The 16,617-nt window shown below is 42.9% G+C and carries 17 protein-coding genes and 2 pseudogenes; 9 read left to right on the forward strand and 10 right to left on the reverse strand.

Annotated elements, in window-relative coordinates; genetic code table 11:
* Window positions 1-44: 44 nt before the first annotated feature.
* On the reverse strand, window positions 45-2,285 hold the full coding sequence (locus K6984_RS16530) for a protein-disulfide reductase DsbD (RefSeq protein ID WP_221896526.1): 2,241 nt from the start codon (window positions 2,283-2,285) through the stop codon (window positions 45-47).
* A gap of 852 nt (window positions 2,286-3,137) precedes the next feature.
* Between K6984_RS16530 and K6984_RS16535 the strand changes: the two genes are divergently transcribed.
* Window positions 3,138-3,578 (forward strand): FxsA family protein, encoded by a 441-nt coding sequence (locus K6984_RS16535; protein WP_221896527.1) that lies wholly within the window; start codon window positions 3,138-3,140, stop codon window positions 3,576-3,578.
* Window positions 3,579-3,606: 28 nt separating this feature from the next.
* Here the strand turns inward: K6984_RS16535 and K6984_RS16540 are convergent.
* The 5 genes and pseudogenes from K6984_RS16540 to K6984_RS16560 form a co-directional block, all read right to left on the reverse strand.
* A pseudogene (locus K6984_RS16540) lies at window positions 3,607-4,945 on the reverse strand (IS701 family transposase).
* Window positions 4,946-5,152: 207 nt separating this feature from the next.
* A pseudogene (locus K6984_RS16545) lies at window positions 5,153-5,479 on the reverse strand (mechanosensitive ion channel family protein); the annotation flags it as partial.
* A gap of 9 nt (window positions 5,480-5,488) precedes the next feature.
* Window positions 5,489-6,442 carry an IS30 family transposase gene (locus K6984_RS16550; protein WP_221896596.1) on the reverse strand — a complete coding sequence of 318 codons (954 nt, stop codon included), beginning with the start codon at window positions 6,440-6,442 and terminating at the stop codon, window positions 5,489-5,491.
* Between the two features lie 21 nt (window positions 6,443-6,463).
* Complete coding sequence (locus tag K6984_RS16555; protein WP_221894694.1) at window positions 6,464-7,237, reverse strand: IS1 family transposase; 774 nt, start codon at window positions 7,235-7,237, stop codon at window positions 6,464-6,466.
* 103 nt (window positions 7,238-7,340) lie between these two features.
* Window positions 7,341-7,598 (reverse strand): hypothetical protein, encoded by a 258-nt coding sequence (locus K6984_RS16560; protein ID WP_221896529.1) that lies wholly within the window; start codon window positions 7,596-7,598, stop codon window positions 7,341-7,343.
* Between K6984_RS16560 and K6984_RS16565 the strand changes: the two genes are divergently transcribed.
* Both K6984_RS16565 and K6984_RS16570 read left to right on the forward strand, forming a co-directional pair.
* Entirely contained in the window at window positions 7,555-7,716 is a 162-nt protein-coding gene (locus tag K6984_RS16565; RefSeq protein ID WP_221896530.1) for a hypothetical protein, read from the forward strand. The genes K6984_RS16560 and K6984_RS16565 overlap by 44 nt on opposite strands.
* 543 nt (window positions 7,717-8,259) lie before the next feature.
* Window positions 8,260-9,330, forward strand: a complete 1,071-nt coding sequence (locus K6984_RS16570; protein ID WP_221896531.1) for a hypothetical protein — start codon at window positions 8,260-8,262, stop codon at window positions 9,328-9,330.
* On the opposite strand, the gene K6984_RS16575 is transcribed toward K6984_RS16570, so the two are convergent.
* Window positions 9,226-9,552, reverse strand: coding sequence for a hypothetical protein (locus K6984_RS16575; protein WP_221896532.1), 327 nt, complete (start codon window positions 9,550-9,552; stop codon window positions 9,226-9,228). The two genes, K6984_RS16570 and K6984_RS16575, sit on opposite strands and share 105 nt — an antisense overlap.
* On the opposite strand from K6984_RS16575, the gene K6984_RS16580 reads away from it, so the two are divergent.
* Window positions 9,509-9,709, forward strand: a complete 201-nt coding sequence (locus K6984_RS16580; protein WP_221894923.1) for a hypothetical protein — start codon at window positions 9,509-9,511, stop codon at window positions 9,707-9,709. The two genes, K6984_RS16575 and K6984_RS16580, sit on opposite strands and share 44 nt — an antisense overlap.
* Window positions 9,710-9,992: 283 nt before the next feature.
* Here the strand turns inward: K6984_RS16580 and K6984_RS33920 are convergent, their stop codons facing one another.
* The 3 genes from K6984_RS33920 to K6984_RS16590 are packed head-to-tail and all read right to left on the reverse strand — an operon-like array spanning window position 9,993 to window position 11,222.
* The gene (locus K6984_RS33920; protein WP_263458596.1) at window positions 9,993-10,121 is read right to left on the reverse strand and encodes a hypothetical protein; all 129 of its coding nucleotides are present in this window, start codon (window positions 10,119-10,121) and stop codon (window positions 9,993-9,995) included.
* On the reverse strand, window positions 10,070-10,585 hold the full coding sequence (locus K6984_RS16585) for a transposase (protein WP_338024537.1): 516 nt from the start codon (window positions 10,583-10,585) through the stop codon (window positions 10,070-10,072). The genes K6984_RS33920 and K6984_RS16585 overlap by 52 nt, the downstream gene beginning before the upstream one ends.
* 13 nt (window positions 10,586-10,598) lie before the next feature.
* The gene (locus K6984_RS16590; protein ID WP_221896533.1) at window positions 10,599-11,222 is read right to left on the reverse strand and encodes a transposase; all 624 of its coding nucleotides are present in this window, start codon (window positions 11,220-11,222) and stop codon (window positions 10,599-10,601) included.
* Between the two features lie 139 nt (window positions 11,223-11,361).
* On the opposite strand from K6984_RS16590, the gene K6984_RS16595 reads away from it, so the two are divergent.
* The 5 genes from K6984_RS16595 to secF all read left to right on the forward strand — a co-directional run bounded on the left by K6984_RS16595 (window position 11,362) and on the right by secF (window position 16,554).
* Complete coding sequence (locus K6984_RS16595) at window positions 11,362-11,670, forward strand: hypothetical protein (RefSeq protein ID WP_221894087.1); 309 nt, start codon at window positions 11,362-11,364, stop codon at window positions 11,668-11,670.
* A gap of 395 nt (window positions 11,671-12,065) precedes the next feature.
* Window positions 12,066-13,178, forward strand: a complete 1,113-nt coding sequence (gene tgt, locus K6984_RS16600; protein ID WP_221896534.1) for a tRNA guanosine(34) transglycosylase Tgt — start codon at window positions 12,066-12,068, stop codon at window positions 13,176-13,178.
* 102 nt (window positions 13,179-13,280) lie between these two features.
* Window positions 13,281-13,628, forward strand: coding sequence for a preprotein translocase subunit YajC (gene yajC, locus K6984_RS16605; RefSeq protein WP_221896535.1), 348 nt, complete (start codon window positions 13,281-13,283; stop codon window positions 13,626-13,628).
* A 134-nt stretch (window positions 13,629-13,762) separates the two neighbouring features.
* The gene (secD, locus tag K6984_RS16610; protein ID WP_221896598.1) at window positions 13,763-15,616 is read left to right on the forward strand and encodes a protein translocase subunit SecD; all 1,854 of its coding nucleotides are present in this window, start codon (window positions 13,763-13,765) and stop codon (window positions 15,614-15,616) included.
* 14 nt (window positions 15,617-15,630) lie between these two features.
* Entirely contained in the window at window positions 15,631-16,554 is a 924-nt protein-coding gene (gene secF, locus K6984_RS16615; protein ID WP_221896536.1) for a protein translocase subunit SecF, read from the forward strand.
* Window positions 16,555-16,617: the final 63 nt, after the last annotated feature.

A 16,617-nucleotide genomic window follows, 5' to 3' on the forward strand; every position in this document is an offset into this window, starting at 1 on the left:
AGCATTATTATGTGCAAATTTTTAGGGCGGACTTAAAACCAGTATTAAAGTTCTGACAAATGCTGCAAAAAGGTTTCTGCATCCTGGTAGCCGATGACGCGTGCAGCAGATTGCTCCTGCTGATCGAGGTTAAAAAACAATATCGCAGGGGGGCCTATTAAGTTAAAGGCTTTCAGTAGCGCTTTATCCTGATCATTATTTGCCGTGACATCAGCCTGTAACAAAACAAAGCGCGATAGCGCCTGTCTTACTTTAGGTTTGCTTAAAGTATAGGCCTCCATTTCTTTGCAGCTAATACACCAGTCGGCATAAAAATCCAGCATCACTAATTTTCCCTGTGAGCTTGCAGCTTGAAGTTGTTGATTGAGTTCTGCCAGAGATGCTACGCGCTTATATACCAAAGGTGGCTGCTGTTGCTGGCTGGATACGCTGTGTGCGAGACCCTTTAAGGGTTGTAAGGGGTTGTTACTGCCGGCGCTAAGGCCAATGAGAATAAGTAAACCATAGGTAAATAAGATAACGCCAAAGCCCTTCCATAACTTATGCCAGCCGCTATCGACTTCAGGCAAGGGGTCTAATACGCGCAGGTAAATAGCCGGAATAATGCACAGCATCGCCCAGAATAACATGGTGATTTCAGCGGCAAGAACGCGTTCGAGCATCCATACTGCGACCGCCAGCATAATAACCCCAAACACAGTTTTACTGGCATTAAGCCAGTGTCCGGCTTTTGGTAATAAACTTCCGGCTGATGCACCAATAATTAATAGTGGAATGCCCATGCCAAAGCCCATAACAAATAAAGCAGAGCCGCCTAAGATTACGTCTCCCGTCTGGCCAATATACATCAGTGCTGCCGCAAGAGGTGCAGCCACGCAAGGGCCGACTATCAGAGAAGAAAAAACCCCCATTAACGCGGCACCAATAAAAGAGCCATCCCGGTGCTTGTCACTGGCATTGTGCAGGCGCGACTGTATAGATTTTGGCAGTTCCAGGTTAAAAAAGCCAAACATGGAAAATGATAAAACAACAAAGATGCCACTAAACAAGTAAATGATCCAGGGAGCTTGAAAAGTTGCCTGCAGATTACTGCCAAATAAAGCGGCAAGTACGCCAAAAACGGTATAGGTAGCTGCAGAAGCCAGCACGAAACTTAGCGATAGAAAAAATGCTTTGCGATGAGTGATGTCTTTGCCCTGACCGACAATAATCCCGGATAAAATGGGGATCATGGGAAATACGCAAGGGGTAAAGGCTAATAATAAGCCAAAACCCAAAAAGCTTAGTAAGGTCAGTAAGAAAGAGTCCTGCTGTAAAGAGGCTACGATAAGGTCTTGTTCAGACGCTGCTTTTTCAATTACATCAGGGGAGCCGGAGATAGCTGCAGCTGAAATAGCAGGTAACAATATATTTACCGTTTTCTGCATCGGGGGGTAACAAACGCCACGCTCCGCACAACCTTGAAACTTGGCTGTCAGGGTTATTTCATGTTCAGCGGTATTGGTACGCGCTAAAGGCACATCAAAGACGAGGTCGCCATATAATAGCTCAACATCACCAAAAGCTTCATCGTATTTTTCCTTGCCGTGAGGAATATTATAAGCAAGGATGTCAGTGTCGGTGGTTGAACCTTTGGGTAACTGCAACTCAAATTTTTCCCGATACAGATAATAGCCATCAGCTATATGCCATTGTAATGTCAGTGTCTGGCCATCTTTTGCTGTGGCAAAGAATTGAAAGGCATCATCGGCGGGTAGTAATTGACTGGAAAATAGTGACAATCCCGAGCCTAGTGCTTTAGTTAACTGGTCTAAGGGGTTAAAAGACCCGCTGAATTTTGCAGAGGTCGTTTGCGCGGGTAAGTCAATATTTAGAACGACTCGCTGTGGAGGGTAGCAAAGCCCTAGGTCTGCACAGCCCTGATATTTGATCGATAGAGAAAATGGCAGAGCGGTTGTCGGGCGCTGAAGTATTAATAGGTTTTCTGTCGTATGCCGATAGATCTGCATATCACCAAAGTTTGGGTCGTGCTTTACTTTTCCGGCAGGTAAATCAGCTTGTTCAATACTGACTGCGTCTGTTTTTGAGCTAAAAGAAATTTTCTTGCGATATAAATAATAGCCATCAGCAATCTGCCAGGATACCTTAACATTGCCACTTTCTGTGGCAGTTGCGGAGACCTTAAATGCCAGCTCTGGCGGTAATAATTGATCTGGGTTTATGGCATAAACCCACTGGCTAACAAGAATAAAAAAGCAGGAAAAAGTAAATTTTAAATAGTGCATGGGGTTATAAATATGTGTAGTCAGTAGCTTATTCGATAGAGGTAATATTTTGATATATCGTTATCGCTACTACGCTGATACATTGCTCGGTATCTATCTGCATAGATGTGGTAGGAGCAAATGTATTTGTTATAAATGCTCGCTGGCCAGGAGAATCGAGCTTGAATTTACGCACGATATTAACACAGCACTTCAGTACAGCGCCTACTAAATGTAATTAACAACTTTCACATTAAGCGGTTAGATTTATCAAAGCTAATAATTAGTTAAATTTAATGGATTGCAGCACCTACACAAGTTTGTTTTCAATGATTTGTGTAGAGGTGTTAAACAAATAGCGTTAGTCGGGTTTAATAGTAGGTCGTAAAGTATAATTTGATTTTTTTAAAAAAGCCCTTATTGTAGATAGATCTGAAGTTTCCCAATAACTGAAGTTTCCCAATAATTATTTATGGTAAAATTGAAACTATGCTACAACTATATGAAAAAGATAGTCTTTTCATTCGTTTCAAATGCTATTGCCTAAGGGGAATTAAGTAGGGGTTTGCTATAACTCGATGTTCAAGTTTTTTAACTGATTGATTTTATTTATAATTTTACTGACAAAGAAAGCATCAACATCATTGTAAATCAATCACTTATAAAACAAAGCCGGAAAAATTTACTTTTCTTAGCCCAGTTATAGCTGAAAACTTGAACATCGAGTATAAACATGGCAAAACCACCTAAAATAAACCTCGATACACCAGCATTGTGTATTTCAGCTACTCAATAATTGGGAAACTTCAGTAGATAGATTATTGCACGATCGTAAGTTAGCTTTTAGTCACTGGACAAACAAGAGGTCACATCATGAACCCAGTACAACTCGTCTTTTTAGTCTTTTTAATTGTCCCGTTTATAGAAATTTATCTGCTCTTGCAAATAGGCGGTATTGTCGGGGTGTTTCCTACCATTTTGCTAGTAGTTAGTACTGCAATCATAGGTGCAAGTCTGTTAAGGCATCAGGGCCTGGCAACCCTGCTGCGGTTTCAGGGAAATTTACAGCGTGGAGAAATCCCCGCTTATGAAATGGTTGAAGGCCCAATATTGCTGGTAGGTGGCGCCTTATTATTAACCCCGGGGTTTTTTACCGATGTGATTGGCTTTGCCTGCTTAATTCCAGCTGCGCGTAGAAAAATTGCACAATACCTTATTGAAAAGCACTTAATACAAGCTGGCGTGGTTCCGGGGCAACAAAGACCTAAAGCCGAACCAGGTGTTATAGAAGGCGAGTATATAAAGAGAGGATGATGTTAAACTGAAGTTTCTTAGAAATTCATCAAGCAACCATTCGCAATAAAACGGCTACCACCGAATTTACAGGGGAGCTGCTGTATTTGGGGCAAACCCTTTCAAAATCCGGATCCAAAGCCGCTTCGGCAATGGTGCGGCGGATATCTGAAAAGGCGAAACTGGCTCGCCCCTTCACTTTGTGCCGACGTTCCGGATTGGTTTTTAAACGAACCGCGTAAATCCACGTCAGCGTTGTTGCCATCATACAGAAGTTCAAATGGTTGGTCACTGCCTGCGCATTTCGACACTGACTTTTATGGCTCCCTATGTCTTGCTTGAGCTCTTTGAGCCCGGATTCGATTTTCCATCGCGCACCATAATACTCAATAATCTGTGTGACGGATAAACTTAGATCGGTCGTAAACAAAGCAATCCACTGTGTGCGACGAAACACCCAGGCAACCTGAACGGGTCGTTTCAATGTTTTCAGCATGACAACGCGACTATAAGCCCTGACTTCACGCTGTTTTCCATAGAGATTCACGGTATACGATCGGGCCTTTTGTTGTACTGTTTTTGCCATGTCTGTGGCTGACCCCAGACGCTGCCCGTACTTTTTATTCCGCCCCCTCTGCTTGGGTTTTCTTTTTTCTGGACGATCGTACAGTACATTATTGCACCTTAACCTAGAGAGAATATTAAACCGGCTTCCGATAGCTTTGTAAACAGGCTTCCATAGGCCATTGTTACCAAACCAGCTATCAGTGACTGTCAATATCGGAGCGGTGGAAAAATGTTCTGCAATTGCAATTGCAATCAGCATTTGAGCCGCCTGAGCCATCTTGGTCTGGAAAGGAACGACATCACCTCTTATCGTGGCGGTTTCTTTTTTTGCCTGAATTGTTTTTAAGGGCAGATAAAATCGGAAATCTAAAAATAAGCACGCCCAGCGACCTTTGACCTGTTTCAGCAACCCTACCGATACAATATTTTATGCCCATGGATATTTGCTTTGATTCGGCCGCGTGGTCAAAAATGGCTTCACAGCCGAAGATATTTTTGCCTACTTTAGTGATAATGGAGTCATCCAGTGCAACCAATATGCGCCCATCTGTTTCAGGAGACGGAATCAGCTCCCAGATAGTTTTCCACAGCCCAGCCCACGGCAAAGTTGAAGAAGCCATGAAAGTGTAAAAGCGCTTATTCTTGATCTCAAACCCAAACAACGTATCAAGGCAACGCCAAAGATTAGAGGTCATTGATGACGTAAAAGGAACGATAATGGACAGGATCGTGTAAACGAACAGAGAGGCTCGTTCGCGGCCTAAAGTGGTTTCGGAAAAATGATCTTGAAGCGGGAGTAAAATATCGCGTAAAATGAACATGAATGAGGTCGTTTTATTTGTATAATCAATGTGTTATAAACTCTCGTTATACAGTAAAACTAGGCCTCATTTACGATTAACCTGTTGTTTTTAAAAGGAATTCAAGGCTTTTAGTCAACGGAATGCCATTAATATTAGTAATATCTAATATTTCAGAAAAATAAGCATTAGCTGATATTCTTATGCTTTAAAAACTAGGAAACTTCAGATATCCCAGTATACCTCCCAGTAATCTTGAGTTTTTACCCAGGGACGGACAATAAAGTCCACCGAGGATTCTCCCAGGGTATGTATCTTGATGACAGGTTCCGGTTTTTTTAGGATCAGATCATGTTGATCCAAAATATCTCGTAAAACCCTTTCTGCTTCGCTGATGCTATCGCCATAACCTATACCAAATACAAAATCTATGCGGCGCACTTTTTCTGCCGTCACATTGGTGATAATATCACCCCAAATTTTACTATTGGGGACAATCAGACGTTGATTATCAATGGTTAAAATAGTGGTCGAAACCAGGTTCATTTGTTTTACCTCCTGAATTCAAGTCATAAGTACATAACCCAATAAATTTTTCATATCTATCCCAGTCAGCTCTTCAAATACCTCATAAGGTGTTTTGTAATTGAGACACTTTTTAGGGCGACTATTTAGCTTATCAACGGCTATAAAAACCTCTTTTATCGTAACATCAATCAACTCCATTACTTTAGGGAAATACTGTCTTAATAAGCCATTAGCATTCTCATTTTGCCCTCTTTCCCAAGAGCTGTATGGAGTCGAAAAATACGTATCACAACCTAGTGCTTCTGCTATTTTTTCATGCAGGGTAAACTCTTTCCCGTTATCAAAAGTAATTGTTTTAACAAAGCTTTTTATAGGATCAAGCATTAAAATAGTTGCGTCTAATACATATTGAGCCTTTTTCCCCGCTAAAGGGAAGGCCAACCGTAATTTAGAGACTCGCTCATCCAACGTTACAATCGCCCCTTTGTGATTTTTCCCAATGATTGTATCTGCCTCCCAACCACCTATACGCTTACGGTTGTTGACCTCTTCAGGACGCTCATCTATATCGACTCTATTAGGGATTCCTGTCCTATTATGGGCTGACCCATACCGCTTGCGATAGGTTTTGTTCTGATGCCGAAGATGCTTGTATAGTTCACCCCCTGCCTTTTTGTCCGCCAGAATATGCTGGTAGATTGTTTCATGATGAAGACTAATTATACCTTCTTGTTTTAACCGCCCTGCAATCTGCTCAGGACTCCAGTCATCCTCAATGCGAACATTAACAATGCCTTTTATTTCATCCGTTAATTTAACCTCTTTAGGCTTGTTTTTGTGTCGTTCTTGGGCAAAATCTTCTGCTTGTTTATGCCTGTAGCCTCTTTGACCTGTATTGCGTTTAATCTCGCGTGAAATATTGCTTTGGCTTCGTTCTAAGGCTTCTGCTATTTTATTCTGTGAAGTTCCCTTTTTTAATTCAATTTCTATATAATATCTTTCGGTAGTGGGTTAAATCTGTGTTTTTGCATGAATATCCCTGCCAAATTCCACCTTATTTATTAACAGACCAATCACAATATCATGCATTTTCTCTAACTTAGAGAAGCAGATTGTTCGACGAGTTAATCGTTTTATCCATGCTCTAAAATTCAAGTTTTTACGTTCAATTTTTTGGGTGTTTTTCTTACCTATTTCATGTTTCTCAGCATCGAGATGACGTTCATAAGCGCCCCAGTCATCGGTGTAATAACGACTGATATTTAAAGGCAAAAGTAACGCTTTTAATTCTTTGAAAACAATGTCCTTACGCTTGCCAAAAACATAAGCGAGTACCGTGTTGGTTTTATGATCAACAGCATGCCATAGCCAGCGTTGATTGCTTTTATTTCCTACAAAAGACCACTGTTCATCCATTTCGGCTTCATCACAGCAGACCTGTTCTAGTCTGACTTCCAATGGTTTCCCTTGATCAAAGGTCTGAAAAAGAGGGTTCACTTGAACAAGACTGTTTTCTTTGTTTTTTAAAGTACGAGTCACCGTATTTTTATTGATTTTAAGAACCCTAGCCGTGTCTCGAGTGCCACTACTATTGATAGCCATTTCGACAACGTGTTCTTTGGTTCCAAATTCACATGCTTTATAACAATATTCCAACATGAAGGTGTTGGTTGAGCAAGCTGTGGTCTGGCAACGATATCGCTGCACACCACGATCGCTACTACCTGATTTCATCAGGTTGGAATTAGTACAGTTAGGGCAGGTGATTTCTTGATAATATTTCATGAGGGAATTATGCAATAAATCACTTTCTTATTCTATTGCTCTCATGCTAAACACAGGTTTAACCCACTACCATATCTTTCTTCAGGACATAGGTGTGTATAGCTCATTTGTAGCCTCTGTAAATTGTTTGGTAGCTGTTTACTTTACACCCGCTGAAAATCATGGAAACGGAGCTTAGCGAAGTGGTGATTTTTAGTCCCTGATAGGCGACAGGGCAATTCGCTGATTCGACGTGTGCTAGCAGCACGCGAGAGGAGCAAGAATTGCATTCCGAATAGCCGTCCAGCCAGTGAGGTAGTAATGACGAAGCGGCTTTTGTGCGTAGTCGTTGCGGACGCAGGGCGTTCAGGGCATCTCCCATCCGCTGCGTAGGTGAACGAATTATGGCGACAGGAGTCCCGGAATTTCGTGAGGTAGCATGGCGCGCCTGTATCAGGTTTTTAAGAATAGTCACTTCTGACTTAATAGTCTGTTCCTGAGCAGTAGTCAGTGGTTGGAGTTGTTTTAGTAAATGTCGGGATTCAGCGCTATTTTTATCTAGCTTTTGCTGAATTTTGACTAAGCGCCCAAGGTCTGCACGGATTTCCTTTTCAATATTGATAATCAGTGTGATAAATAATAGGCGATCAAAAGTAGGAATTTCAGCAGCCAAGTCTTTTAGTTCAGCAGAGCGTAAGGTAAGTGTATTAATATTATTTAAAAGCGCTACACTTTCTGCCTGAGGTGATTGTTGTTTATTTGAATTTGTTGGGTTTGCAGTTTCAGCAAGTGACGAAAGACTAATTATGCCATCAGTGTTCCCATTGAAAGAAGAAGTACCTAAACAAAGCAGCCTATAACCTACCTGAAGGTAGCACCACTCGAATATTTCCATCTTTTTGATTTTAATCACTTATAACAGCAAATAGACACTCTGTAGGCACCGTAAAAAAACAACAAATAATTTCAAATAAAGCTTGCAATTGCCGAAAAAAATTTTCTAAAAATTTCCGTTTTAATCACTTCATAAACGGATATCACCCATGCTTAAAGACCTACCACTCTCTGAACATATTCACCAACACTGCAATGAAAGTATGGAACGTGCCCTGTTAGCAGAGCATCATCCTTTGTGGGCTCGTTCATGCCCAGAGTTGAAGGATATCGACTTTATTCGCCTTGGGTTATTACGCTGTATCAGTGTAGTCGATAGTGGTCGCCATTTCCTCCAAACCAGTGAACAGATTTATGGCCAGCTGCTTCCCCACTCAACGTATTTTAAATCACTGAAGTCGCATAGACGAACAAGTATGCTTGAGGCATTTGAACAGCAGAGCTATCATCTTCACGCTGAAACACTGCTATCGCAAGGCATTGATTATCTTAAAGAATTCCCGGAACTTGACGAGTACACCATAGAAGCAGCGGATGGACATTTTATTGATCATGCCTGCCATACTGAAAAAAACAGCAAGGGGAAAGTTTATGCGGCCGGGGGGATTTACGCGTTGAATCTCAGAAGTGGGTTGCTCAGATTTCTTTGTCTGTTGACAAACGGAACTCAGAGACATCAAGAAATACCTGTGTTACGAGATCATATTGAAAAGCAAAACAAGGGAAATAACAGCTCTCAGAAACATCTCTATGTCTACGATAAAGCCGTCACCGACTTTGTCTGGTGGGATCGGCAGAAACGACATGCTAATTACATGATTTCAATGCTAAAAGAAAATTCAATTGCGACTCTGGTTGAGTCTATCCCTTTTGACTCCCGCCATGAGATCAATACAGGGGTTGAAGCATACAGTGTGTACGAAAACAAGGGCATCAAATTTAACGTGGTGGATTACCGTGATCCAGAAACCGGAAAACTTCACCGGTTTGTGACAACCTTGCCAATGACTATTAACCCTGGAACCATTGCCATGCTGTATTTCAAGCGATGGACGATTGAAAAGACATTCAATAACACTAGAACTCGATGTTCAAGTTTTTCCATCCCATTGCCATCAAACTCTTACCTTCACCCAGCAGAACAATACTTTAATGATGCTGTTGGCCCTAAGCGCCCTAAATCTCTGCCAATCATATGTTTTCCTGATGGCATCAGTTGAAACACATCCTTCGCTGAAAATCATGGAAACGGAGCTTAGCGAAGTGGTGATTTTTAGCCCCTGATAGGCGACAGGGCAATTCGCTGATTCGACGTGTGCTAGCAGCACGCGAGAGGAGCAAGAATTGCATTCCGAATAGCCGTCCAGCCAGTGAGGTAGTAATGACGAAGCGGCTTTTGTGCGTAGTCGTTGCGGACGCAGGGCGTTCAGGGCATCTCCCATCCGCTGCGTAGGTGAACGAATTATGGCGACAGGAGTCCCAGAATTTCGTGAGGTAGCATGGCGCGCCTGTATTAATTCACCTAACTCTTTCAGCTTATCACCAGGATCTGGAAACTCTAGCAATGACGTGATGAACTCAAGCAGTACATCCATTTGAGACTTGCGCTGTAAGCTTCCTACGGTATACGCAGGTAGTTTGCTTTCAATGCGGGCTATTTGCTCTGGGTGAAGGAGAAGGCAATGGTCAAACAAAAGACTCAGAATCAGGCCACGGCTTGACCCCTCTTCATCCGCTGAAAATCAGGGAAACGGAGCCTAAGCGAAGTGATGATTTTTAGTCCGCGATAGCCGTAGGGCCGTTATTTTGTCGGAGTCTGAGCGTTAGCGAAGGTGGAGACAAAATAAAAGGCCATCCGACACGGCGTCAAGTCATTTGGAGCCTATGTTCCGACCCCTTGTTGGGTCGGGACGAGGTGACGAGGACGAATCGGGGCCGCCGGAGGCATAAGTGGTCGCGTTAAGTTTTTGCTGCTTGCTTGGGCTGGGATGCCCAAAACAAGCTTTCGCAAAAATAGCGACTCCCCGATAATTGTTTGGCCTCACGCCCCCATCCTTCATAAAGCTTCCAGTCCTCAAAGAAAACCTCAATCAGCCATCTCAACGTATAGGCTTGAATAATATCTTGTGTGCGCCAAGTCAGGTCTGTCGCCACTAAATAGCGATAGTCGTTTTCACCGTCATATTTTAAGGCAATGACAAAGCGTTTTTTACTGTGAGAACTCACCTTTAATCGTGCACTGCTGACAGTCACTTTAATCTCTTTTCCGCCACGTACACGTATTATCTGATCAATGCCTTTGTTAATCGAATTAAAGTAGCTCTCGACTGACCTTATTCTACCTCTATATTCAATATTTTGGTTTTTACGTAATTGGCTAATCACCTGCGAGCCTCCAGATTCTTTAGCGGCTTCGTCCATAAAGGCTTTTTCACCATACAGCGCATCAGCCAGTAAGCCTTTAATTTTAATCAGGCTATGCGCAACTTTAAACTCTTTTAAATAAGCCTAATGCAATCTCTGTTTTGGTCGGGTAGGCACTGTCACGTTCAGGCTTAATAGGCCGATCTTTTTTTGCTATACCGCTCTTTTTCAACCGTTTATCTTCTTTATCCCACTGCTTTAAGGCTGGATCCGGCATATAAAAGAAAAAACCGACAGGCACTGTAATGGATGAGGTAACTAGCAGCAATAATACTATCGTTTGTCCATTAACATACCCGCCGGAGCCTTTGTGTTTCTGCTTGTAAACCTTATAAATACGTTTTGTAGACTTAGATCGTGCTCGGTCTGATTCATCAAAGGCCAACACACCTTCAGTAATGCCATAACGTTTTAAAATTAAGACCACACTCACCCGTAGCAACCAGTCCCAGGGTATACTTGCTTTACGAAACACCCAGGATAATGCGGCTACTTTGCAATCTCCAAGGCTTGCTCGCTCAAACTTAGCCCAGCAAACAGAGTTCATTAGCAGTATGCCCGTTAAACAAGTGCCCAACCAAGCGGCTTGAATCCGTGTCAAAGCGGCTCCGGGTTTTAGCTGATTGAGCGCATCATTTAAATCGTCAATATAGCTTTGGATAAAGGTGGCAGGGACATTCATTAACATGGGCTTACACCGATAAAATTACAGCAACCTCAGAATACCTGATTCTACCTTCTCAATATCAAAAACTTGAACATCGAGTAAAAGTAATTTCAAGGAAACTAAAGCTTGGTCTTCCAATACCCGCTCACTTGAAAATCAAATGCGCCTGACTGCAATGAGCTATAATTTAATGCGCGTGTTTGAAGAGATTTCAAAAACACAACAGCCAGAATTGATTCATCCATCGGATAAAAAATATAGCGAGGCTCTGGAGATTAGGCAGCAACAGGCTCAAAAACGAGATCGTTTTGTGAATCCATTATTTTTCCAGGCAAGAATATCTCGTATCAGCTCGTATACCATTCGGGCAGTTCAGAACGCAATAATAACAGGAATGTCTTTACAGTGCTTTATGAGCTCTCTTGTGGCGAGGTTAGTTTCACGGCCTCAATTGATAGGGGAACACTGATGAGTTATGCTGAAAGTTAAGGCTAATAGTAGCGACACAAAATTAGTATTAATTAATTTCATAAAAGTATGCAATCAAAAGGAAATGGGGGGTTCATCATAATGGTATCGTAACAATGCAACAAGAAACTTTGTCGGTCAGGCAGTTATCAATATTTAGGTAATGCAATAATCAGCGTTTTTTAACAAATTTGATGGCCGTGCAGACTGAAGTCTGTTTTACAAGGATAGGTTCTGGAAGTTATTTTAGTACGTGTTTACCTCTTCTCCTGAGATAATAAGCAGGAGCGCAATTGCTTTAGCTATTGGTGTTACTAGTGCAGCACTAGAAAAAAGCTAAAGCTTTTATACTCCAGTTTTATCCCACACTTTGAGAATTAGTTAAAATATTTTTCGATGAAATTTAATTTATTGAATAACGACGGTCATGCACGACGAGGGCGTCTAACTTTTGCCCGAGGCGTTGTTGAGACGCCTATCTTTATGCCGGTTGGCACCTATGGTTCGGTAAAGTCGCTGACCCCGCATGAGCTGACGGAGTTAGGCGCACAAATTATCCTCGGCAATACTTTTCATTTAATCCTGAGGCCTACTACCGAAGTGATTAAGGCGCATGGCGATTTGCATGACTTTATGTGTTGGCAAGGGCCTATTCTTACTGATTCAGGAGGATTTCAGGTGTTTAGCCTGGGTGAATTGCGCAAGATCACCGAAGCAGGGGTGACTTTTAAATCCCCTATAGATGGCAGCAAGATTTTTATGGGGCCTGAAGAGTCTATGCAGGCGCAGCGTGATCTGGGGTCGGATATCGTGATGATCTTTGATGAATGTACGCCCTATCCCGCGACAGTGCAGGAGGCGGCTGACTCGATGCGATTATCCTTGCGCTGGGCCGAGCGGAGTAAAAAAGCGCATGGTGATAATGCGTCTGCTTTATTTGGCATAGTTCAGGGGGGTATGTACGAACATTTACGCAATGAATCTATTGCAGGGCTGGTTGATATTGGCTTTGATGGTTATGCAGTTGGTGGGCTTTCTGTGGGTGAGCCCAAGCATGAGATGATGGCGATGCTGGATGTGGTGCATCCGCAACTACCAGTCGATAAGCCGCGATATTTAATGGGCGTGGGCACGCCTGAAGATTTAATTGAGGCGGTCAGGCGAGGCATAGATATGTTTGATTGTGTGATGCCTACACGTAACGCCCGCAATGGGCATATTTTCACGGCGAGCGGGGTGATTAAAATTCGCAATAGCCAATATCAGCTTGATACCCGGCCTATCGATGAGAGCTGTGCCTGTTACACATGTCAGAATTACTCTCGCGCTTATTTACGGCATTTAGATAAGTGTCACGAGATATTGGGAGCACGATTAAATACTATTCATAATCTGCATTATTATTTAAATCTAATGCAGGAGGTGCGTCAGGCTATAGAAAATAAAGTTTTTGATGCATACCTTAAGTCATTTTATCAACTGCGGGGCAAAGTTGTCCCGGGAATGTAAACTGGCGGAAAAATGGCTGAATGAAATCCTTAATGGTGACTGTGCAAAGTATATGTCATAATAGAGGGCTTTTATTTTAACTTATATGATATTGGGGAAGACATGAGTTTTTTTATTTCTGATGCGCTCGCAGAAGCGGCTCCGGCAGCAGCGCAACCTGGTTGGGAAGGGATGATGTTCCCCATAGGGATTCTAGTATTTTTTTACTTTTTATTTTTAAGGCCTCAGCACAAGCGGACTAAAGAGCATAAAAAAATGCTTGAACAGATGCAGGCAGGGGCAGAGGTCGTGACAGGCGGTGGTGTCTTAGGTAAAGTCGTTAGTCTGGATGAAAATTTTGTGCAAGTCGAAGTTGCGACAAATGTTGTTATTCAAGTGCAGCGTCATCAGATTAGCAGCTTAATGCCTAAAGGAACTTATAAGGTTCAAATGAAAAAAACCAAATCTTAAGTCGCAAACAGCGTTTAAGAGCGAACACAATAGGTGAGTGTGTCGCGGGAGTAGGTTGTTTTTAGCTTCCGGGTGCGCTCATTCTTCATTGGTGCAGACAGCGCCAGACATTGATTTATCTTGTTGGACTTATCATGCAAAACCATTTCCCTTTATGGAAAAACCTGTTGATTCTCACCGTTCTGGTTCTGGGAATTGTCTATTCATTGCCAAATCTTTATGGTGATGATCCATCGGTACAAATATCGGCGAGTAATTCTACCGATATTACAGAATTACAGTTAACACGAATTGAAGGTATATTAACCGATGCTGCGATTACAGCGAAAGCGATAGAAGTTGAAGGCAGTAAGGTTTTAGCGCGCTTTAATAATACCGATGAACAAATGCGTGCTGCAGATTTGTGGCGTAATCAGCTAGGTGGGCGATATATCGTTGCCTTAAATTTAGCCCCGGCGACACCTGAATGGCTAAGATCCATAGGTGCGGAGCCTATGTATTTGGGGCTGGATTTACGTGGCGGCGTGCATTTTCTATTAGAAGTCGATATGGTTGCCGCCATAAAACAGGCTGATGAACGTTACAATAACGATATTCGCCAGGCATTGCGTACCGCTAAGATCCGCTATAAGTCGGTAGCCTATGATAACGGTGCAGTGAAAGTTGTGCTACGTAATGAGCAGGACAAATTAGCGGCTATCGAAATGGTTGATGATGAATTTCGCAAGCTGGATATGCGGGTGGATGAAACTCAGCCGATCATCTATTTAAGTATTTCTGAGCATGAAGTAAAAGAAATCAAGAAATTTGCGCTGGCGCAAAATATTACTACCCTGCGTAATCGAGTCAACGAACTGGGTGTGTCTGAGCCGGTGATTCAGCAGCAAGGCGATAACCGCATCGTTGTGCAGTTGCCAGGGGTCCAGGATACCGCACAGGCTAAGGAGATTCTGGGCACAACTGCAACGCTGGAATATCGCAAGGTGGACACCAAACATGATGTGCAGCGTGCTGTTAATGGCCGTGTACCTGTGGGTTCCAGGCTTTATTATGAGCGGGATACTAAAGCGCCGGTGCTATTGAAGCGCCGTGTGATTATAACCGGAGACCAGATCGTTGATGCATCATCTGGCCTGGATCAGAATGGTTCGCCATCGGTGAATATTACGCTGAATGGCATTGGCGCCAAGAAAATGGGTAAGTTTACCAAAGATAATATTGGTCAGCCTATGGCGGTGGTGTTTATTGAACAAAAAACCACCACCAAAATGGTCAATGGTAAAAAGATACGCCATAAAGAAAAAATTGAAGAAGTCATCAGTATCGCAACGGTGCGTGATGCCTTCAGCAAGCGCTTTCAAACCACTGGCTTAGATAGCACGCAGGAAGCACGTAAATTATCGCTATTGTTAAGAGCGGGAGCTTTGGCCGCACCAGTCGATATCGTTGAAGAGCGTACAGTAGGCCCAAGCCTTGGGCAGGATAATATTAATAAAGGTATGTTGTCGGTACTGGTAGGCTTTGTCCTGGTGCTGATTTTTATGGTTGTGTATTATAAGGTTTTTGGCCTTATCGCTAATCTCGCACTGACCTTTAACCTGGTAGTGATCGTTGCCGTGCTATCGATGCTACAGGCAACCTTAACTTTGCCGGGTATTGCCGGAATAGTGCTAACCGTTGGTATGGCGGTTGATGCGAATGTACTGATTTTCGAGCGTATCAAGGAAGAGTTACGCAATAGAAACTCACCGCAGGCCAGTATTTTTCTGGGTTATGAAAAAGCCTTTGCAACAATTTTTGATGCGAATATCACCACGCTTTTAGTCGCGCTGGTGTTATTTGGTTTTGGCACAGGCCCGATTAAAGGCTTCGCGATTACTCTGGCTATCGGTATTTTAACCTCTATGTTTACCGCTATTTTAGGTTCCAGGATGGTCGTTAACTGGATATACGGCTCACGTCAGCATCTTGATAAGCTGTCTATTTAGAAAGGAGATATACGATGATTAAACAAATAGATTTTTTAGGTAAGCGCCGTCTGGCGGCATTTTTTTCCGGTTTTTTATTGCTTGCGGCCATTGTTTCTTTGGCGGCACAGGGCTTACAACTAGGCATTGATTTCACGGGTGGAACGCTGGTCGAAATTGGCTATAGCAAGTCGGTTGATCTTAAAAGCATGCGCGCTGCATTGGATAAGGCAGGCTTTGACGACGCGACAGTGCAGCACTTTGGCTCGACTCAAGAGGTGTTGATTCGCCTAAAGCCGCGCGACGGTTTAAGTAATGCGCAGTTGAGTACCGGAGTAGCAACTGCAGCAAGTGAGGCCATGGCTGAGCAAGGTGATCTACGCCGTGTTGAGTTTGTCGGGCCGCAAGTGGGTGATGAACTAACTGAAGATGGTGGGCTGGCATTACTGTACTCAATGTTTGGTATCCTGATTTATGTTGCCTGGCGCTTTGAGTATAAATTTGCCTTGGGATCGGTTGCAGCTTTGGCACACGATGTCTTGATTACGCTAGGGTTTTTCTCGATATTACAGATGGAATTTGATTTAACTGTTTTAGCGGCTGTTTTGGCGGTGATTGGTTATTCGTTAAACGACACCATTGTTGTGTACGATCGTATTCGGGAGAATTTTAGATTGCTACGTAAAGGTTCGGCTGAAGAGGTGATGAATACCTCGTTGAACCAGACCTTAAGTCGTACCATTATGACCTCGTTGACAACCCTGTTGGTATTAATCGCTTTAGCCGTATTGGGAGGAGAGATCATCCATAATTTTGCAATTGCATTAACTGTGGGTGTAGTAATCGGAACCTATTCATCTATTTTTGTTGCAAGCCCGCTGGTATTGGCGCAGGGAGTCAGCAAAGAAGACTTGATGGAGCCAGAAATTGAAGGCGATGATATCGATGCAATGCCTTAACAGATATTAATGTAGGGCGCGGCTTTAGCCCGCCTGTACATATAAAGGCGGGCTAAAGCCGCG

It is taken from the genome of Bathymodiolus japonicus methanotrophic gill symbiont (genome assembly GCF_019721995.1).
Classification (GTDB): domain Bacteria; phylum Pseudomonadota; class Gammaproteobacteria; order Methylococcales; family Methylomonadaceae; genus Methyloprofundus.